Here is a 17631-nt window from a genome sequence, read left to right as displayed (position 1 = left end):
ACCATTACAGCAGGTTCAGAACAGGTTTTTCGCTGAGCGCAGCCCAGGAAGCATGCTTCTTGCGGAACTCCATAAACGACTTGTGCACCTTGCCCGTCAGCGGATCCGCGGCTGCCATGGTTTCCAGGGTGTCGGCGGTCACTTCCTGCAGACGGCTGACGATGGAGCCCGGCAGCGGCTGGGCGATAACGCCTTCGTTTTCGACCAGGTCGGTCATGGCATTGGCGTTGACCGCTTCACACCAGGTGAAGCTCTCGGTGACACAGGCCGCAGCCGCAGCCTTGATGATCTCCTGCTGGTCTTTCGGCAGGCCGTCCCAGGCGCTCTTGTTGATCAGCAGTTCAGTGACGTTGGTGGGCTCACCCCAGCCGGTGGTGTAGTAGTACTTGGCGGCTTTGTGCAGCCCCAGGCGGCGATCCTGGTAGGGACCAACGAACTCGGCAGCGTCGATAACGCCACGCTCTAGCGCGGGGAAGATTTCGCCACCCGGCAGCAGTACCGGATTAACACCCAGCTCGGAGTAAACCTTGCCGGCAAGGCCCGGGATACGCATCTTCAGACCCTTGAGGTCATCCACGCTTTCCAGCGGGTCACGGAACCAGCCGGTCATCTGTACGCCGGTGTTACCCATCGGGAAGGCGATCAGACCGTGTTCGGCATAGATCTCATGCCACAGCTCCAGGCCACCACCGTGATACAGCCAGGCGTTCATGCCCTGGGTGCTCATGCCGAAAGGTACGGTGGTGAAGTACTGGGCTGCCGGAATTTGGCCTGCCCAGAAGTAAGCGTTAGCGGCGTTCATCTCAACGGTACCGGAGGCAACAGCGTTGAAGCCTTCCATCGCTGGAATCAGTTCGCCAGCGGCGAAGTGCTGAATATTCATCCGGCCACCCGACATGACCTTGACCTTCTCGCAGAAATCCATCGGGCTACCCGGGCCCTGTACGTAGAACGGAGCCCCCGGCGGATAGGCGTTGGTCATTTTGAAGTTGAAAGTTTCTTTCGAAGCGGCGGCACGCGCTATGGCTGGAGCGCCGAGTGTGGCGCCAACGGCAGTAGAGGCCAGGGCTGCACTGATGAATTTGCGTCGTTTCATAGTCATTTCGGTTGCTCCTGTCTGACAAAGGGTAGAGCGCGAAGCCTGTGCGTCGCGATTCTTATTTCCCTAGAGCAGGGCGCGTGCCAGTTTTTAATTTTTCTATAACTGTATGAAAAATAAGATTTTATTTTGTTTTTTGGTGGTTGTGGGTGAAGAATATTCGGGATCAAAAAGAAGCGGTTGGGCTAGAGGGGGAAGAAACAAAAGCTGTTTTTTAAGGTGAACTTTTAGCAGTTGTAAACTGGGAGTCGTTTGGGGAGATAGAGCGGTACACAAATGACATCGGCGACGGCTTTAAAGTGTCAGATGTTCAACGTGCACCAGGGGAGGATTTTTGCACCAAGCATGTGCAAAATTAATAGTCACCGCTTTCAAACCGAAACCGTTCTTTAAAGTCGTGCCCCGCCTCTGCGGTGTTTAACCCGTTTCAGCAGGCTGTTGCACTCAACTGACATGATCTCGGGACGGCCGAAGATATGGTTTTGAGCAAACTGGTCAAAGCTGTCGAGACTGTCGGTCAGAGTATGGATGTGCAGGCTGCGCAGGTCCGACATGATATACAGACTCACAACCTCTGGCAGCGCGGCCAGCTCTTCAGCCACGTTCTCGATTGATTGGGGGGTGACTTTCAGGTCGATAAACATGGAGATCGTTTTACCCAGCTTTTCCGGGTTGATGACCGTTGTGAATTTTTCGATCACCCCCTCTTCGGCCAGCGCTTGTACGCGGGCTCGAGCATGCGCCCGTGATACATTGAGTTGTCGCGCGATATCGGCAAATGAGATGCGTGCATCCTTGATAAGGATGTTGATCAGGGCGGTATCAAATTTATTCATTACGTAGAGTGCTCATGTTGGTCTCGGCGATTATAGCCTGAATCCTCGGCCCTACACCGTTTTGGCAGAGGTCGATTCAATCGGCTATCTTCTCATACTGATTTTCGTTCTGTTTTTGGAGGCGCTTGAACAGCGTCATCTTTTTGCAGCCCAACTTTGTAACTATAGCGTTTGTGCGGTTGCAACATGGGCTAAAGCGGCGTTATATGTAGGGCTGTAAGGCTCGCGCATAAAAGGTTTGTCGCGGCAGTGAGCTACCAAGGATGCATTATGTACAAGCTATGCTTTTTCGTGCCTGATTCGCACCTGGAATCGGTCAAGGAGGCGGTGTTCGCCGCCGGGGGCGGAAGAATCGGTGATTACGACCGCTGCTGCTTTCAGACCCGCGGGCTTGGGCAATTCAGACCCTTGGCCGGCGCGAATCCACACCTGGGGCGTGTGGGAGATGAGGAGCGGGTCGACGAATGGAAGGTCGAACTTGTCTGTAATGATGGGCAGGTGAAGGCGGTAATGGCCGCGTTGCGCAGTGCGCACCCCTACGAAGAAGTCGCCTTCGATCTATGGCCGTTAACCGACCCGGATAGCCTCGAGCTTTAACCAGCCAACTCATGACAGGGAGCAGACCGTGACTCAGCTGCTGGTACGTTATTCCCGCATACTCGAAATCATTGGTGATATCGTCAAAGTGCATGTCCCCGCGCCGTCAGAAGGCGAGGTGTCGCAGATTGGCTTTGGTGATCTGGCGATGATTGAAAATACCCTGGATCCGGATCAGCCGCCCTACATGGCGCAGGTGATCCGGATTGAGGAGGATGAAGTTTCGCTGCAGCTGTTTTCCGGTACCAAAGGGCTTTCGACCCAGGCCGGTGTTCGTTTTCTTGGCCACCCGATGCAGGTCACCTTCTCGCCCAACATTCTCGGACGCAGCTTTTCTGGCGCGGGGCGACCCATCGACGGAGGCCCCGAACTGAGCGAGGAAGCGCGTATCGAAATTGATGGTCCCACCGTCAACCCGGCCCGACGTATTCTTGCATCCCGGATGATCCGCACCGATGTGCCGATGATCGACATCTTCAACTGCCTGGTAGAAAGCCAGAAAATCCCGATTTTTTCTGTCGCGGGGGAACCCTATAACCGGCTGCTGGCGCAGATCGGTTCGCAGGCGGATGCCGATATCGTGGTGTTCGGGGGGATGGGCTTGATCTTCGATGATTACCACTTCTTCCGTCAGGCCTTTGAAGAGGCCGGTGTGTTGGCGCGCACAGTGATGTTTGTCCATCAGGGGTCGGACCCTGTGGTAGAAGGGCTGTTGGTGCCGGATATGGCGCTGGCGGTGGCCGAGCGCTTCGCGGTAGAGGAGGGCAAACGCGTTTTGGTGCTGCTCACTGATATGACCGCCTATGCCGATGCCCTCAAAGAGGTGGGGATTGCCATGGAGCATGTCCCGTCGAACCGGGGCTATATCGGTGATCTCTACTCCCAGTTGGCGCGGCGTTATGAGAAGGCCTGTGATTACAAGGGGGCCGGATCGGTCACTATTCTTTCGGTAACCACCATGCCCGGTGATGACGTCACCCACCCGGTACCGGATAACACCGGTTATATCACCGAGGGTCAGTTCTATCTGCATGATGGTGTGATCGACCCGTTCGGTTCACTGTCGCGGTTAAAACAGCATGTTATCGGCAAAGTGACCCGAGAGGATCACAGCCAGATTATGAATACCATGGTCCGTTTTTATGCGGCGGCGCAGGATGCCGAGCAGAAGCAGGCGATGTCCTTTGATCTGACTGAATATGATGAACGGCTGCTGAAGTTTGGTGAGCTGTTCCGGGATCGCTTCATGGATATCAGGGTTGCATTGCCGTTGGAGGAGGCCCTGGATCTGTGCTGGCAGACGCTGGCCGAGTGTTTCGAGGCACGGGAGCTGCTGATGAAGGATTCGCTGGTCAGCAAGTATTTCCCACAGTCCAAACAGTCGGCGGTACAGGGGTAAGCTGTGGCTAAGCTGGCCCTCAATAAGAGCTCGCTGCATCGTGAATCCGGTCGCCTGAAGGCGTTCCGGCAGTTTGTGCCGGCGCTGGACCTGAAGCGCAAGCAGATACTGGCCGCCCGTCAGACCAGCCGTCGTGAGCTGAGTACCTATCAAGCCCGGCTGGATGAGATCAACCGGCAGGTGGGCGATCAACTGCCGATGCTGGCCGGTAGCGGGTTGGATCTCAGTGCGCTGATATCGGTACGTCGGGTGGAGCTGATTCAAGTGAATCTGGTAGGTATCGAACTTCCTGCGCTGACCGAAGTGGATATCGACCGGCGCGAGCACTCCCGACTGGCGCTGCCCGCCTGGGTGGATACGGCGCTGGTTCTGGCCGAGGAGCGGCTGCGAGTGGAGCTGGCAAAACAGGTAGAGGCGCAGCGCCTGGAGCGACTGGAAGCTGCCCTGCGTAAAACCACCCAGCGCTTGAACCTTTTTGACAAGGTATTGATCCCCCGCGCCGAACGTAACATCCGTCGCATCCGAATTGCGCTCTCCGATGCAGAGCGAGCCGGGGTTGTGCGCGCCAAGATAGCCAAGGGTAAACGGATGAGGGCGGCGTCATGACTATACGCGCGCTTAAGAAAGCAACACTGGTTGGGATGCTGGAGGAGAAAGCGCAGGCGCTTGACGCACTTCAGGCGCTGGGTGCCGTTCACATTCTGCCGCTGGCCAAACAGGCCGGATCGCTTGAGTGGAGCGATGATCTGGGTGTGACACCCGAGCAGTTGCGAACCGCGCTTCATTATCTCGCCAGCTGCCCGCGTAAACGGCGTCAGGTTACCAGCGAGCGTCACTTCGATCTGGCCGCCGTGGTTAACCAGGTTCTGAAGCGCCGCCGGCGCCGAATGCGGCTTGAAGAGCAGCGCGATGCGCTGGTGAAACGGATCAAGGACCTGACCCCCTGGGGAAGCTTTGAGCTACCCGGCGAGCATGGTTTGCTGGGCGAACGGCTCTGGTTCTATTTGGTGCCCAACTACCGGATGAACGAGGTGGAAAAGAGCGATCTGGTCTGGAGTGTGGTACATCGAGATAACCGGCATACGTATGTGGCGGTGATTGCGGAGGAAGAACCGCGTACCAATCAGATGCCGGTACCGCGCACGCATACCGGGTCCGTTCCGCTGGTGACCCTTGAGCGGGAGCTTCAGGATATCGAGATAGAGCTTGAGTCTCTCGATGGTGAGCGTGAAGCGGATACCCGCTGGCTCTACATGCTTGAGCGCTCTCTGGCAGGAAACGCCGATGCGGCGGAGCGAGCTGAAGTGGGGGCTAACACCCTGGACCGGGATGGCGTGTTCGCCTTGCAGGGCTGGATTGACAGTGGGCGCAGTGATGAGCTTAGAGCGTTTGCCGAGCGGCACGGTCTGGCGTTGATCCTGGATGAACCCGAACCGGACGAACTGCCGCCCACGTTGCTGGAGAATCCACCGCTGTTGTCCGGCGGTGAGGATGTGGTGCGCTTTTACCAGATGCCGGGTTACCGGGCCTGGGATCCATCGCGTGTGGTGTTTTTCTCTTTTGCTACCTTCTTTGCGCTGATTTTGTCTGATGCAGGCTATGCGCTCATGCTCATCGCTGTCCTGGCATTTTACTGGCGTCGCATGGGACAGAGCGATACGGGCAAACGTCTGCGTGTTCTGGGGGCCACTCTGGCTGGATTCTCCTTTGTATATGGCGTGTTGGTGGGCAGTTACTTTGGTGCTCAGGCCCCGTTTCATCTGTTGGGTTCGATGCAGGTGCTGGATGTTAATGACTTCGACAGCATGATGAACCTGTCCATATTTATCGGTGCCGGGCACCTGGTAATCGCCAACGGCATCAACGGCTGGCGGCGGCGGTCCAGCCCTGTCGCACTGGCTTCGGGTGGATGGATCCTGATGATACTGGCCGGTTTGCTGTTATGGCAGCGCGGGCCTTCGGTGCCGATCTGGATGTTGGGGGGCATCGGTCTGCTGCTGGTGTTCGCGTGCTCCAGTGAGCGTCGGGGGACAGACCCGCGCACGCTTCTGTTCCGGGCTCTGGATGGGCTGCTGGCCCTGACCGGGCTCTCCTCCATGTTTGGTGATGTGCTCAGTTACCTGCGCCTGTTCGCACTGGGGTTGGCCAGCGCGTCACTGGCGCTGACATTCAATCAGCTGGCGCAGGATGTGGCGACAGCCCTGCCGGGGATGGGGGTGTTGCTGGAGGTGCTGATACTGGTGGTCGGCCATCTGCTCAATTTCGTGTTGGCGGTGGTCAGTGGCGTGATCCATGGATTGCGCCTCAACCTGATCGAGTTTTACAACTGGAGCCTTTCAGATGAAGGCTATGCGTTTCAACCCTTTGCCAAGCGGGAGGTTAACCCTTGGATAACCTGATTATTGCCCTCGGATGGGCGGGCCTTTATGGGCCGATGGCGCTGGGTGCCATCGGAAGTATCATCGGTTGCGCGCTGGCTGGACAGGCGGCCTGTGGTGCACTGCTGGAAACGGAAACCGGTCACGGCCGCTATGTGGGTATTGCGGCGATGCCGTCGTCACAGACGATCTATGGCATCGTGGTGATGTTCTCCCTGAATCGTGAAGTCACTATCGAAAACGCACCGGGTTTGTTTGCGGTGGGGATTCTGGCGGGCCTTGCGTTGCTGTTCAGCGCCTGGCGCCAGGGTCAGTGCTGTGCCTCGGCAATCAACGTGTCCAAGATCAAACCCGAGATCTTCGGTATGTCCGTGGCACCGGCCGCCATCGTCGAGGGCTTTGCCGTATTCGCCTTTATTTTCGCACTGGTGATCAGCGCCGGCATACCGGCGTAATGGGGGCACCATGAGTGAGATCGAAAAGACCCATGCGGCGTCCGGCGTAGAAGCCTTAATCGAACGCCTGCGCCAGAAGGGTGTGGAGAAAGGGCAGCAGGAGGCGGCTCAGCTGATTGAAGAGGCGCAACACCGAGCCGATTGGCTGATCGAGCAGGCGGAGCAGGAGGCGAGCCAGATCCGCGATCGCGCACGCAGCGAGGCGGAGCGTCTGCGCCGGGGCGGAGAGGATGCTCTGCGCATCGCCGCCCGTGATGTCCAACTGCAACTGCGCGAGTCGCTCGGCCGCGTCTTCGCCGATCGGGTACGTGTGCTGGCGAGCGAACAGCTCGATGATGCCTCGTTCATGAAGGAGCTGCTGCGCGAACTGGTATGCCGGGTGCGAGATGATGCCGAGATCGGCGACAAAGCGATTCAGGTCCTGTTGCCGGAACAGTTTGTCGGTATCGATGAGTTACGTGCCAATCCCCATGCCTACCGGGAAGGTAAGCTCAGCAGTTTTGTTGAACAGCTGCTGGCAGAACAGCTTAAAGAGGGCGTGCGATTCGATATCGGCGAAGGGCAGAAAGGGCTGGTGCTTCGTTTCTCCGGTGAAGATGCCGAGCTGGATTTGAGTGATCGGGCGTTGGCCGAGCTGTTGCTGCGCCACCTGCAGCCCCGTTTCCGGGCGTTGCTGGAAGGGGTGATCCGCTGATATGGCCGATTACTACACGCTGATTCCGGCGCTGCCCTGGCTGGCACCGCTGGACCGGCTCAAGGAGTTGCCCTGCTCCACGCTCAAGCTGGAGCAGCGGCTGAGCATGTTGACGCCGTCGGATGCTGAACAGTTACAGCGGGCGCTGCGCTTATGCCAGCGGGAGCGGCTGGGCGATGAGACTCTCTCGGACAGTGATGAAATTCGACTCTGGGAGGAGGAGCTGGCAGCGATTGAGGACCCGGCGCTGGCCGAGGTGATTGCCGATTATCTGCAGTCGCGCACGTTGGTGGCCGCGCTGCGCTACCGGTTGGCGGGCCAGCAGGATGGCAGCAATTTTAAGGGGTTTGGGCCGCTGGTTTGGCTGATTCGGCGTAACTGGCAGCAGCCGCTGTTGGGGCTGGAACGCCGTTTTCCCTGGTTGTCCCGGGCGAAAGATGCGCTGGAGGCTAATCAGAGTCGTGAGCTGGAGATGCTGCTGCTGGAGCGGTTATGGCATCGCCTGACGCGTCTGGAGCAGGAGCAGGGGTTTGGTTTTGCCGCGGTGGCGGGGTATCGACTGCGCTGGGCGTTGGCTGAGTATCGGCTGCGCTGGAGCGCGACCAGTGCACAAGAGTATTTCGACCGGTGGGTAAGCGGTGCGTTGGCCCGTTTTGATGCCGAGACCGGTCTATCGATGGGTGAAGGGAGCAAGGCATGACGGAGCCGGGACAGATCCGCGCACGTGTGAAAGCGGTGCATGACGATATCGTAACCATAGCGCTGCTCACCGATGACGAGGGAAGTTTTTATCCCATCATTAAGAATGAGGTGGTTCTGATCTGCCCGAAGCGTTCGCAAGCGCGCTTTGAGGAGAAACTGAAGGCCGAGGTTTTGCGCGTGCGCTACGGCGAGGCGGATGCTCAGGTGTTCGAGAACACCCGGGGCGTGGCCGTGGGGGACGCGGTAGAGCAGACCGGTGAGATGCTGTCGGTTTCGCTGGGGCCGGGGTTGCTGGGTCAGGTTTATGATGGCTTGCAGAATCCGTTAGAGCTTATCGCCAGTCAGCATGGGTTTTTCCTGCCACGTGGCTTGGAGGTTGACGGTATCGATCAGGAACAGCACTGGTCGTTCGTGCCCAAGGTAAAGATCGGCTCTCGCGTCCGTGCAGGCAGCCTGCTGGGTACCGTTCAGGAGGGGCGCTTTGAACATCGGATTCTGGCACCGTTCAATATGCGTGGTGAGGCCGAGGTCAGCTGGGTGCAGGAGGGCAGCTTCACGGTCACGACCCCGGTGGTGCGTCTGACCGATGGGCAGGGGCGCGAGCGCGAGGTGACCATGCAGCAGAACTGGCCGGTGCGAATTCCGGTGAATCGTGACCTGCTGCGTGAAGGCTACTGCGAGCGCCTTTTCCCCAGCCAGCCACTGCTGACCAGTATCCGTCTGATCGACACCTTCTTCCCAGTGGCGCGCGGCGGTACGGCCTGTATACCCGGGCCGTTCGGCGCCGGTAAAACGGTACTGCAGAGCCTGATTTCGCGCTATTCGGACGTGGATATTGTCGTGATCGTGGCCTGCGGTGAACGTGCCGGTGAGGTTGTGGAAACGATCACTGAGTTTCCCAACACACCGGACCCGCGGGGTGGAACCCTGATGGACCGGACGGTGATTATCTGCAACACCTCCTCCATGCCGGTGGCGGCCCGTGAAGCGTCGATCTACACCGGGATTACCATCAGCGAGTATTACCGTCAGATGGGCTATAACGTGCTGTTGATCGCCGACTCCACCTCCCGTTGGGCGCAGGCCATGCGCGAAACCTCCGGGCGTTTGGAGGAGATCCCCGGTGAGGAGGCCTTCCCGGCCTATCTTGAGTCATCCATTCGAGCGCTTTACGAACGAGCGGGCGTTGTCACGACGTTCGATGGAGGTGAGGGCTCACTGACCCTGATTGGTACGGTATCTCCGGCAGGCGGTAATTTCGAAGAACCGGTGACGCAGGCGACGCTACGTACCGTCAAAACCTTCCTGGGGCTCAGCGCAGACCGGGCCTATAAACGCGCTTATCCGGCGGTGGACCCGCTGATCTCCTGGTCACGTTATCTGGATCAACTCAGCCCCTGGTTCGAGCAGGAGCTGGAAGCAGGCTGGACTGATCGTGTGCGGCAGTTGGTCAGACTGCTTAAAGAGGGTGAGTCCGTGCAGCAGATGATGGAGGTGACCGGGGAGGAGGGGGTCACACTGGAGGACTACCTCACGTGGCAGAAAGCGCGTTGCCTGGATCAGGTTTACCTGCAGCAGGATGCGTTTGACCCGGTGGATGTTTCTACACCGATCGAGCGGCAGCAGGTGTTACTCAGCCTGTTGGTCGAGTGCCTGGAAAAGCTGCCAAACCTGGCCGATAAGGAAGCAGCGCGCGATTACTTTGTGACACTGACAGGGCTGATTCGTAACCTCAACTACAGCCGTCAGGACAGCCCGGACTATCGCGGTTACCTCAAACAGATCGAGACGTTGCGTAAAACCGGCAGCCTGGACTGATCCGCGCGGGTCAGTCCGTTGCCGGTATGCCCAGTGCCGAGCAGATTGCAGACCGGTGGTGGCTGACCCATGTGGGGTCGATCGGTCCCCAGTCCGCGATCCGGTAGTGACCCTGGTTATTACGCTCGCCACTTTGCTGCTCGAAGGTGCACTGAATCCCCAGGTCGGACAGGGTTTTCAGGGTATCCTGAAGCGTACGGCGGGGCATGCCGGTGGTGTGTTGCAGGCTGAGCAGACTGTGGGGTGACTGGTCGATCAGCCAGGCCAGGTAGATTTTGCGCTGAAACGCCAGTGCCGCTTTACTGTATTCCAAGAACGTATCTCGCTGATTGATTAGAGGTGTACCCGGGCGCTGTGAAAGGCGTTCCGGTCAATCTCCATATGGCGTAGAGGGAACTGCTGGTGCTTGCGATCCTGAAAATAAAGCGTTAGCACCTGGCGGATGGTCTCAAAAGCAAGGTTGTCCCAGGGAATCTCATCCTCGCGAAACAGCCTGACCTCCAGTGATTCCTCTGATGGGCCGAAGCGCTTTTCCGGCATCTGTGCCAGATAGATCAGTTGCACCTGGTTGACGTGGATGATGGAGGTCAGTGTGTAGAGCGAGACGATATCCACCTCGGTGCACGCCTCTTCGCGGGTCTCCCGACGTGCCGCATCTTCGGTGGATTCGCCGTTCTCCATGAACCCGGCCGGCAGCGTCCAGTAGCCCAGACGCGGCTCAATGGCCCGGCGGCACAGCAGTACTCGATCACCATAGACCGGCAGGCAGCCGGCGATGACGCGCGGGTTATGGTAGTGGATTGTGCCGCAAGCCGGGCATACGTGGCGTTCCCGGTTGTCGCCCTCCGGGATACGCTGCTCGACGCTTTCGCCACACTGGCTGCAATATTTCATAATTCGTTTCCGGCTTTTTTCTCCATTTTAGGGAGGTGAAGGAAGCGGCTCAACAGCGAAGTTTTCCAATAACCGACGGCGGGGTATCATAGACCGACTGTCGGAGATATCTATGCTAGAACAACTGACCGAACGGCTGGCGACGCACCGGCCATGGCGGCTTCGTGCGCCGGGCTCCGAAGCCGGAGTTCTGGTCGCGCTGACCGATAAGCCGGATCCGGAAGTGATCCTGACCCTGCGCTCGAAAACGCTGTCTACACACCGGGGTGAGGTGGCTTTTCCGGGGGGGAAGAAAGATACGGAGGATACCGATCTTTTGGCGACGGCGCTGCGTGAGGCCCGTGAAGAGGTTGGGCTCGATTCCGGCAAAGTGCGGGTGATTGGTTCGTTAGGTCAGCTGGTTTCCAAGCATCAGTTGGCGGTTACGCCCTGGGTCGGGATTATTCCCCCCCGTATCCAGCTGATACCGAACCCGGATGAGATCGAGATGATTTTCCGGGTTCCACTGAGCTTCTTCATTGAACAGCCGCCGTTGCGTACTGATCAGATCCCGTTCCGGGGCAAGACTCATTATGTGCCGGCCTGGGCGTATGAGGGTGAGATTATCTGGGGACTGACCGCCTATGTGCTGGTGGAGTTGCTGAATATAGGGTTTGATGCCGGTTTGCCCATGCGACCGCGGCCAGAGCATCGGGAGGAAGTATGAGTGAACAGACCCGCCGCGCGGCGGTGCCCAGCCCCTGTCTGGGGATCTGTATGCTGGATGAGCACGATCTGTGCACGGCCTGTCGCCGCAGTGGCCTGGAGATCGCTGACTGGGGTGCCATGAGCGATGAAGAGAAACGGGCGGTCTGGGCGCTGATTCGGCGTCGAGAAGCGGGTGAGACCGATATTTAATCAGTCTCAGCCGTGCTTACCGCGTCGCTGGGGTGTCCCCTTGTGGATACGCACGGTTTTCACCCGGTTATCGCTGATTTGAAGTGTTTCAAAGTGATAATCGTCCAGCCGCAGGCAGACATTGGCGTCGGGCAGCGACTCCAGCGTTTCGGTAATCAATCCGTTTAATGTCTTGGGACCGTCGGTGGGCAGGTTCCAGTCCAGATTCTTGTTGATCTCCCGGATATATGCCGTGCCGTCGATAAAGTAGCTGCCATCCTCCTGTGGATGGATCTCCTGGTTGAGCCCCGCGTTGTCCGCCGACAGTTCACCGACGATCTCCTCCAGAATATCCTCCAGCGTGACGATCCCTTCGATATCACCATATTCGTCCACCACAATACCGATACGGCGGCTCTGCTTCTGGAAGTTCAGCAGCTGGGTCTGCAGCGGTGTACTTTCCGGTACAAAGTAAGGCTCGCGTACTACCTGCATGATCGCCGGTTTGGTGACCTGCCCCTGCTGGATCAGTTGCGCCAGGTTGCGCATATGCAGGATGCCGATAACCTGGTTGATATCACCATGGTAAACGGGCAGGCGGGTGTGTTTGGTGTGGGACAGTTGAGTCAGAATCTCATCGAGTTCCTGATCCAGGTCGATCCCTTCCACCTCGCTGCGAGGGATCATGATGTCATTGACGGTCACGTCAGCCAGTTCCAGAACACCGAGTAGCATCGATTGATTGCGTTGTGGCAGCAGTGAGCCGGCTTCATTAACCAGGGTCCTCAGCTCTTCGGTACTCAGGTGTTCGTTGCTGTTGCCGGAGAGGTTGATGCCAAACAGGCGCAGAAAACCGTTGGTGATGGTGTTAACGATGACCACCAGCGGATAGAGCAACGTGAGCATGGGACGCAGGATATAGGCCGCGGGAAACGCGATCCGTTCCGGGTGCAGGGCTGCCACGGTTTTGGGCGAGACCTCAGCAAAAATCAGGATGACCAGCGTCAGGCCGGTGGTGGCGATGGCGATGCCGGCATCGCCCCAGATGCGTACGGCGATCACGGTGGCGATGGCCGAGGCCAGGATATTTACAAAGTTATTACCGATCAGGATCAGGCCAATCAGGCGGTCGGGCCGTTCCAGCAAACTGCTGGCCTGGCGTGCGCCCCGATGATTGTTCTTGACCATGTGCCGCAGACGGTAACGGTTGAGCGACATCATGCCGGTTTCGGAGCTGGAGAAGAACGCAGAGCAGATGATGAGAAGCAGCAGAATGATGAGTAACGAGCTTATCGACGCGTCTTCCAAAGTGGTGAAACCTTAACCTGAAAAAGGGACCCCATTGTCTGGTCCGAGGGGTACCCTGTCAAGCCGGCCGGAGCTAGCCCTTTAGAAGCATCTCAACCACTATTTTTGAGCCGAAAAACGCCAGCATCAACAGGATGAACCCGCCCAGTGTCCAGCGCACCGCCGTCTGACTGCGCCATCCCATCAGCAGGCGACCTGCCAGCAGGATGGCATAGACCAGCCAGGCAATAATCGACAGTATCGTTTTGTGGGCCAGGTGTTGGGCAAACAGGTCCTCAACAAAGAAAAAGCCGGTGACCAGTGACACGCTGAGAAGGATGAAACCGCACCAGAGCATATCGAACAGCAGCCGTTCCATGATCTGCAGGGGCGGTAACGTATGGATCAGCCCGCGGGTGTGATGATGCTTGAGCAAGTGCTCCTGGCGGGACAGTACCAGTGCCTGCAACGCGGCAAGGGTGAAAATGCTGTAAGCCAGCAGTGAGAGCAGAATGTGGATCACCAGTCCGCCCGGGTAGAGGCGGTGATCGCCGGTATCCGGGCCAAAGGCAGCCAGTGCGGCCGTAATCGCCGCCATGGGAAAGGCACCGATAAACAGGTTGTCGAGTTTCTGGCGCAGGCTGCTGGCGAGCAGAATCCCAACCACCACCCAGGCGATCAGCGAGCCCACCGGGAAGGTTCCCAGATCGATCCCTTCCGGGTAGTGCAGAACATCATAGACGGCGTAGCCGTGCACAACGAATGCGCCCAGGCCGAGGGCCCGAATCAGGTTGCGCTGCCCCTCGCCCGGTGCGGCTACACGCTGCCACTGCAGCCAGGCGCCTCCAGCGTAGCCGATAATTGCGATCAGCGTAGCGATGAACAGCATTGAACTCCTCCCTAATAAGCGCGCTAGTTTGTCACAAATAGGGGAGCAGGGAAATATTGAGACACTGTGGGTGGGTGCCTAGTTAGCAGTGGCTCCTGTATAATGTGGCGATCAAGCAATCGAGGCACCGTTCCTTATCGCGTGTGCGGCTAAAACGGCCCTATTATCCGGTGTCCAAGGCAGAGGTTTTTCATGTTCGACAATCTGACGGAACGACTGACACAGACGCTGCGTAGCGTTACCGGTCAGGCCCGACTGACTGAAGAGAATATCAAGGGCACCCTGCGGGAAGTGCGTATGGCACTGCTCGAGGCGGACGTGGCCTTGCCGGTGGTGAAAGAGTTCATCAACGGTGTTAAAGAGCGCGCTGTCGGGCAGGAAGTCAGCAAGAGCCTGAGCCCGGGCCAGGTCTTCGTTAAGATCGTTAACGAAGAGCTGGTTAAAGTGATGGGGGAAGCCAACGAAGAGCTGGATCTCTCCACCAAGCCGCCGGCCGTGCTGATGATGGCGGGTCTGCAGGGGGCCGGTAAGACGACCTCGGTGGGCAAGCTCGCACGCTTTTTGAAAGAGCGTAAAAAGAAGAAGGTGCTGGTGGTGTCGGCGGATATCTACCGCCCGGCGGCGATCCGCCAGCTCGAAACCCTGGCAGGCGAAGTGGGAGTGGATTTCTTCCCCTCCACAGCGGATCAGGATCCGGTCGATATCGCCAACGGTGCTATCGCGCACGCCAAGATTCAGCATCATGACGTGGTGATTCTCGATACCGCCGGTCGTTTGCATGTCGACAGTGACATGATGGACGAGATCAAGCGGTTGAATGCGGCGGTCGAACCGGTGGAAACGCTGTTTGTTGTCGACTCCATGACCGGTCAGGATGCGGCCAACACGGCGAAGGCCTTTAATGAAGTCCTGCCGCTGACCGGTGTGATCCTGACCAAAACCGACGGTGATGCCCGTGGTGGTGCGGCGCTCTCCGTGCGTCATATCACCGGTAAGCCGATCAAGTTCCTGGGTATTGGTGAGAAGAGCGATGCACTCGAGCCTTTCCACCCGGATCGCGTGGCGTCCCGTATCCTGGGCATGGGGGATGTGCTTTCCCTGATCGAGGAAGCCGAGCGCAAGATCGATAAGGACAAGGCTGAAAAATTTGCCAAGAAGGTTACCAAGGGCAAAGGTTTCGACCTGGAAGATTTTCGCGAGCAGCTGCAACAGATGAAGAACATGGGCGGAATGATGTCGATGCTGGAGAAACTGCCCGGCATGGGGCAGATGGCCCAGGCCGCGCAGAGCGCTCAGGCAGAGAAAGGCATGGGGCAGATGGAGGTCATTATCAACTCCATGACCATGAAGGAGCGCCGCAACCCCGATATCATCAATGGCTCGCGCAAGCGCCGCATCGCCATGGGGTCAGGAACCCAGATCCAGGACGTCAATCGTCTGCTTAAACAGCACAAGCAGATGGCCAAGATGATGAAGAAATTTGGCTCCAAGGGGGGCATGGCCAAGATGGCGCGTAACATGAAGGGGATGATGCCGCCGGGTATGGGTGGCGGCGGTGGCTTCCCCCGCTTCTGACGGGCGCTCGCGCGATGTGCGCGTTGGCTAAAAAGTACACGAAATAGCTTTTATAGGGCGGTGGATTCGCGTAGAATTGCCGCCCTGATTTTTGTAAGGCCCTCGGGGTGAGGCGGTTTCACGTTTAGCCCAGAGGAAACAATCACGATGGGCGATCCTAAAACCCATCCCGCGAAATAAAGGGGTCCAGCGCATGGTCACTATTCGTTTGTCTCGTGGTGGCGCCAAAAAGCGTCCGTTCTATCACATCACTGTTGCCGACTCGCGCTTTGCGCGTGACAGCCGCTTTATTGAGCGGGTCGGTTTTTTCAACCCGGTTGCTCGCGGCCAGGAAGAGAAGCTGCGCGTCAATCTGGAGCGTATCGATTACTGGATCGGCAAAGGCGCTCAGCCGTCTGATCGCGTAGCGGCGCTGATCAAGGATGCCCGCAAGGCAGCACAGTAAGAAACGTTGACGAGCAGGCTGAGTCAGGATGCGTGAATATAGCGAAGAGGATGTTGTAACCCTCGGGCGCTTCACCTCCACCTACGGTGTCAAGGGTTGGATCAAGGTCTACTCCTACACCGAGCCGATGGAAAATATCCTGACCTACTCACCGTGGCTGGTACGTTTGGACGGTCGATGGACCGAGCTCAAGCGGGTCGGCGGTAAAAAACACGGTAAGGGTCTGGTCGCCCGGCTGGATAAGGTTGAGTCTCCTGAACAGGCGAGGTTGTACACCAATCTCGAGATTGCGGTGCCGAAAACGGAACTGCCGCAATTGGAGTCAGGCGAGTATTACTGGAGCCAGCTGGAAAACCTGTTGGTATATACCGAATCCGGCGTGTTGCTGGGTCGGGTGGATCATCTGATGGAAACCGGCGCCAATGACGTGCTGGTGGTTAAGGGTACAGAGGACAGCATTGATCGCGAAGAGCGTCTGTTGCCCTGGCTCCCCGATCAGGTGGTCAAAGAGATTGATCTGGATTCAGGCATTATGCGGGTCGATTGGGACCCGGAGTTCTGAGTCGTGTGGTTCGGGATCGTATCCCTGTTCCCGGAGATGTTTGAAGCGCTTACCCGCTACGGCGTCACCGGACGAGCAGTGCGCAATGAACTGATCAGCGTCGAGTGCTGGAACCCGCGTGATTTCACGCATGACCGGCACCGTACCGTGGATGATCGCCCCTACGGCGGCGGCCCGGGAATGCTGATGAAAGTTCAGCCATTGCGTGATGCGATTCATGCTGCGAAAGCGGCGGCGGGTGACGGTGCCCGGGTGATCTACCTCTCCCCTCAGGGGCGCAGGCTGGATCAGGCCGGGGTGGCCGAGCTGGCGCAGGCGCAAAGTCTGATCCTGGTGGCGGGGCGTTACGAGGGGATAGATGAGCGACTGATCCAGGCTGAAGTCGATGAGGAGTGGTCACTGGGTGACTTCGTTCTCAGCGGTGGTGAGCTGCCTGCGATGGTGTTGGTCGATGCCGTGTCGCGAATGCTTCCGGGCGTACTGGGGCACAGTGATTCGGCAACTGAAGACTCCTTCTTCGAAGGGCTTCTGGATTGTCCGCACTACACACGTCCGGAATCGCTTGATGGGATGGAAGTGCCGGAGGTTCTGCTCAGTGGTAATCATGAGCGGATTCGGCGCTGGCGACTCAAGCAGCAGCTGGGTCGAACCTGGCAGCGGCGCCCCGACCTGCTGAAACAGATCGAACTGGACCCGGAACAACAAGCGCTGTTAAGCGAATATATCCGCGAGGCCGAAGGGCGGGCGGGTGAAAATTAGGAGCGAGCGATGAGCAGCAAAAACGCAATCATTCAGCAGATCGAAGCTGAACAGACTGGTAAAGAAATCCCGGCATTTGCTCCGGGTGATACCGTAGTTATCCAGGTACGCGTGGTAGAGGGCAACCGTAGCCGTCTGCAGGCGTTTGAAGGTGTAGTAATCGGCAAGCGTAACCGCGGCCTGAACTCTGCCTTCACCGTACGTAAGATCTCCCACGGTGTGGGCGTTGAGCGTACCTTCCAGACCTACAGCCCGACTGTAGAAGGTATCGAAGTCAAGCGTCGTGGTGACGTGCGCCAGGCCAAGTTGTACTACCTGCGTGAGCGTAGCGGTAAGTCCGCACGTATCAAGGAGAAGCTGGGCTAA

At 58.0% G+C, this 17631-nt stretch carries 21 protein-coding genes; 15 read left to right on the top strand and 6 right to left on the bottom strand.

Annotation, left to right across the window (positions count from 1 at the left end; genetic code table 11):
* Window positions 1–4: 4 nt before the first annotated feature.
* Together G403_RS0104895 and G403_RS0104890 are read right to left on the bottom strand one after the other, a co-directional pair.
* Window positions 5–1102, bottom strand: a complete 1098-nt coding sequence (locus G403_RS0104895; RefSeq protein ID WP_027853007.1) for a TRAP transporter substrate-binding protein — start codon at window positions 1100–1102, stop codon at window positions 5–7.
* Window positions 1103–1488: 386 nt separating this feature from the next.
* Complete coding sequence (locus tag G403_RS0104890; RefSeq protein WP_027853006.1) at window positions 1489–1935, bottom strand: Lrp/AsnC family transcriptional regulator; 447 nt, start codon at window positions 1933–1935, stop codon at window positions 1489–1491.
* 270 nt (window positions 1936–2205) lie between these two features.
* On the opposite strand from G403_RS0104890, the gene G403_RS0104885 reads away from it, so the two are divergent.
* From G403_RS0104885 to G403_RS0104850, 8 genes are read left to right on the top strand one after another with little or no spacing between them, the layout of a single operon-like run.
* The gene (locus tag G403_RS0104885; RefSeq protein WP_027853005.1) at window positions 2206–2532 is read left to right on the top strand and encodes a YqfO family protein; all 327 of its coding nucleotides are present in this window, start codon (window positions 2206–2208) and stop codon (window positions 2530–2532) included.
* A 28-nt stretch (window positions 2533–2560) separates the two neighbouring features.
* Window positions 2561–3931, top strand: coding sequence for a V-type ATP synthase subunit B (locus G403_RS0104880; RefSeq protein ID WP_027853004.1), 1371 nt, complete (start codon window positions 2561–2563; stop codon window positions 3929–3931).
* Between the two features lie 3 nt (window positions 3932–3934).
* On the top strand, window positions 3935–4537 hold the full coding sequence (locus G403_RS0104875) for a V-type ATP synthase subunit D (protein ID WP_027853003.1): 603 nt from the start codon (window positions 3935–3937) through the stop codon (window positions 4535–4537).
* Window positions 4534–6330 carry a V-type ATP synthase subunit I gene (locus tag G403_RS0104870; RefSeq protein WP_027853002.1) on the top strand — a complete coding sequence of 599 codons (1797 nt, stop codon included), beginning with the start codon at window positions 4534–4536 and terminating at the stop codon, window positions 6328–6330. Before G403_RS0104875 ends, G403_RS0104870 begins: the two co-directional genes overlap by 4 nt.
* A complete protein-coding gene (locus G403_RS0104865; RefSeq protein ID WP_027853001.1) occupies window positions 6318–6764 on the top strand; it encodes an ATP synthase subunit C in 447 nt (148 codons plus the stop codon). The genes G403_RS0104870 and G403_RS0104865 overlap by 13 nt, the downstream gene beginning before the upstream one ends.
* A gap of 10 nt (window positions 6765–6774) precedes the next feature.
* On the top strand, window positions 6775–7458 hold the full coding sequence (locus G403_RS0104860) for an ATPase (RefSeq protein ID WP_027853000.1): 684 nt from the start codon (window positions 6775–6777) through the stop codon (window positions 7456–7458).
* Between the two features lies 1 nt (window position 7459).
* On the top strand, window positions 7460–8158 hold the full coding sequence (locus tag G403_RS0104855; protein WP_027852999.1) for a hypothetical protein: 699 nt from the start codon (window positions 7460–7462) through the stop codon (window positions 8156–8158).
* Window positions 8155–9978 carry a V-type ATP synthase subunit A gene (locus tag G403_RS0104850; protein ID WP_027852998.1) on the top strand — a complete coding sequence of 608 codons (1824 nt, stop codon included), beginning with the start codon at window positions 8155–8157 and terminating at the stop codon, window positions 9976–9978. Before G403_RS0104855 ends, G403_RS0104850 begins: the two co-directional genes overlap by 4 nt.
* Before the next feature lie 10 nt (window positions 9979–9988).
* Here G403_RS0104850 and G403_RS0104845 read toward each other — a convergent pair whose 3' ends face one another.
* Together G403_RS0104845 and G403_RS0104840 are read right to left on the bottom strand one after the other, a co-directional pair.
* Window positions 9989–10291 carry a helix-turn-helix domain-containing protein gene (locus G403_RS0104845; RefSeq protein ID WP_027852997.1) on the bottom strand — a complete coding sequence of 101 codons (303 nt, stop codon included), beginning with the start codon at window positions 10289–10291 and terminating at the stop codon, window positions 9989–9991.
* Between the two features lie 20 nt (window positions 10292–10311).
* Window positions 10312–10872 (bottom strand): NUDIX hydrolase, encoded by a 561-nt coding sequence (locus tag G403_RS0104840; RefSeq protein ID WP_027852996.1) that lies wholly within the window; start codon window positions 10870–10872, stop codon window positions 10312–10314.
* Between the two features lie 112 nt (window positions 10873–10984).
* Between G403_RS0104840 and G403_RS0104835 the strand changes: the two genes are divergently transcribed.
* Together G403_RS0104835 and G403_RS0104830 are read left to right on the top strand one after the other, a co-directional pair.
* The gene (locus G403_RS0104835; protein WP_027852995.1) at window positions 10985–11578 is read left to right on the top strand and encodes a CoA pyrophosphatase; all 594 of its coding nucleotides are present in this window, start codon (window positions 10985–10987) and stop codon (window positions 11576–11578) included.
* On the top strand, window positions 11575–11769 hold the full coding sequence (locus G403_RS0104830; RefSeq protein ID WP_027852994.1) for a DUF1289 domain-containing protein: 195 nt from the start codon (window positions 11575–11577) through the stop codon (window positions 11767–11769). The genes G403_RS0104835 and G403_RS0104830 overlap by 4 nt, the downstream gene beginning before the upstream one ends.
* 6 nt (window positions 11770–11775) lie before the next feature.
* On the opposite strand, the gene G403_RS0104825 is transcribed toward G403_RS0104830, so the two are convergent.
* Together G403_RS0104825 and G403_RS0104820 are read right to left on the bottom strand one after the other, a co-directional pair.
* Complete coding sequence (locus tag G403_RS0104825) at window positions 11776–13056, bottom strand: HlyC/CorC family transporter (protein ID WP_027852993.1); 1281 nt, start codon at window positions 13054–13056, stop codon at window positions 11776–11778.
* 73 nt (window positions 13057–13129) lie between these two features.
* Window positions 13130–13924: a cytochrome C assembly family protein gene (locus tag G403_RS0104820; RefSeq protein WP_036232614.1), complete on the bottom strand. Its 795-nt coding sequence runs from the start codon at window positions 13922–13924 to the stop codon at window positions 13130–13132.
* A 192-nt stretch (window positions 13925–14116) separates the two neighbouring features.
* Here G403_RS0104820 and ffh point away from each other — a divergent pair, with 192 nt between their 5' ends.
* The 5 genes from ffh (at window position 14117) to rplS (ending at window position 17631) form a co-directional block, all read left to right on the top strand.
* Window positions 14117–15499, top strand: a complete 1383-nt coding sequence (ffh, locus tag G403_RS0104815; RefSeq protein WP_027852991.1) for a signal recognition particle protein — start codon at window positions 14117–14119, stop codon at window positions 15497–15499.
* 193 nt (window positions 15500–15692) lie between these two features.
* Window positions 15693–15944 (top strand): 30S ribosomal protein S16, encoded by a 252-nt coding sequence (rpsP, locus tag G403_RS0104810; protein ID WP_027852990.1) that lies wholly within the window; start codon window positions 15693–15695, stop codon window positions 15942–15944.
* A gap of 28 nt (window positions 15945–15972) precedes the next feature.
* Entirely contained in the window at window positions 15973–16506 is a 534-nt protein-coding gene (rimM, locus tag G403_RS0104805) for a ribosome maturation factor RimM (RefSeq protein WP_027852989.1), read from the top strand.
* 3 nt (window positions 16507–16509) lie between these two features.
* Window positions 16510–17265, top strand: coding sequence for a tRNA (guanosine(37)-N1)-methyltransferase TrmD (trmD, locus tag G403_RS0104800; protein WP_027852988.1), 756 nt, complete (start codon window positions 16510–16512; stop codon window positions 17263–17265).
* Window positions 17266–17274: 9 nt separating this feature from the next.
* Window positions 17275–17631, top strand: a complete 357-nt coding sequence (gene rplS / locus G403_RS0104795; protein WP_027852987.1) for a 50S ribosomal protein L19 — start codon at window positions 17275–17277, stop codon at window positions 17629–17631.

The organism is Marinobacterium litorale DSM 23545, assembly GCF_000428985.1.
In the GTDB taxonomy this organism is placed as follows: domain Bacteria; phylum Pseudomonadota; class Gammaproteobacteria; order Pseudomonadales; family Balneatricaceae; genus Marinobacterium_D; species Marinobacterium_D litorale.
Note: the sequence above shows the minus strand (reverse complement) of the source record. Positions and strands in the feature narration are given on the sequence as shown.

Bases quoted from the DNA above. Each gene is read 5' to 3' on its own strand.
- G403_RS0104895 (WP_027853007.1), bottom strand. From the start codon at position 1,102: ATGACTATGAAACGACGCAAATTCATCAGTGCAGCCCTGGCCTCTACT.
- G403_RS0104890 (WP_027853006.1), bottom strand. From the start codon at position 1,935: ATGAATAAATTTGATACCGCCCTGATCAACATCCTTATCAAGGATGCA.
- G403_RS0104885 (WP_027853005.1), top strand. From the start codon at position 2,206: ATGTACAAGCTATGCTTTTTCGTGCCTGATTCGCACCTGGAATCGGTC.
- G403_RS0104870 (WP_027853002.1), top strand. From the start codon at position 4,534: ATGACTATACGCGCGCTTAAGAAAGCAACACTGGTTGGGATGCTGGAG.
- G403_RS0104860 (WP_027853000.1), top strand. From the start codon at position 6,775: ATGAGTGAGATCGAAAAGACCCATGCGGCGTCCGGCGTAGAAGCCTTA.
- G403_RS0104855 (WP_027852999.1), top strand. From the start codon at position 7,460: ATGGCCGATTACTACACGCTGATTCCGGCGCTGCCCTGGCTGGCACCG.
- G403_RS0104850 (WP_027852998.1), top strand. From the start codon at position 8,155: ATGACGGAGCCGGGACAGATCCGCGCACGTGTGAAAGCGGTGCATGAC.
- G403_RS0104840 (WP_027852996.1), bottom strand. From the start codon at position 10,872: ATGAAATATTGCAGCCAGTGTGGCGAAAGCGTCGAGCAGCGTATCCCG.
- G403_RS0104835 (WP_027852995.1), top strand. From the start codon at position 10,985: ATGCTAGAACAACTGACCGAACGGCTGGCGACGCACCGGCCATGGCGG.
- G403_RS0104830 (WP_027852994.1), top strand. From the start codon at position 11,575: ATGAGTGAACAGACCCGCCGCGCGGCGGTGCCCAGCCCCTGTCTGGGG.
- G403_RS0104820 (WP_036232614.1), bottom strand. From the start codon at position 13,924: ATGCTGTTCATCGCTACGCTGATCGCAATTATCGGCTACGCTGGAGGC.
- ffh (WP_027852991.1), top strand. From the start codon at position 14,117: ATGTTCGACAATCTGACGGAACGACTGACACAGACGCTGCGTAGCGTT.
- rpsP (WP_027852990.1), top strand. From the start codon at position 15,693: ATGGTCACTATTCGTTTGTCTCGTGGTGGCGCCAAAAAGCGTCCGTTC.
- rimM (WP_027852989.1), top strand. From the start codon at position 15,973: ATGCGTGAATATAGCGAAGAGGATGTTGTAACCCTCGGGCGCTTCACC.
- rplS (WP_027852987.1), top strand. From the start codon at position 17,275: ATGAGCAGCAAAAACGCAATCATTCAGCAGATCGAAGCTGAACAGACT.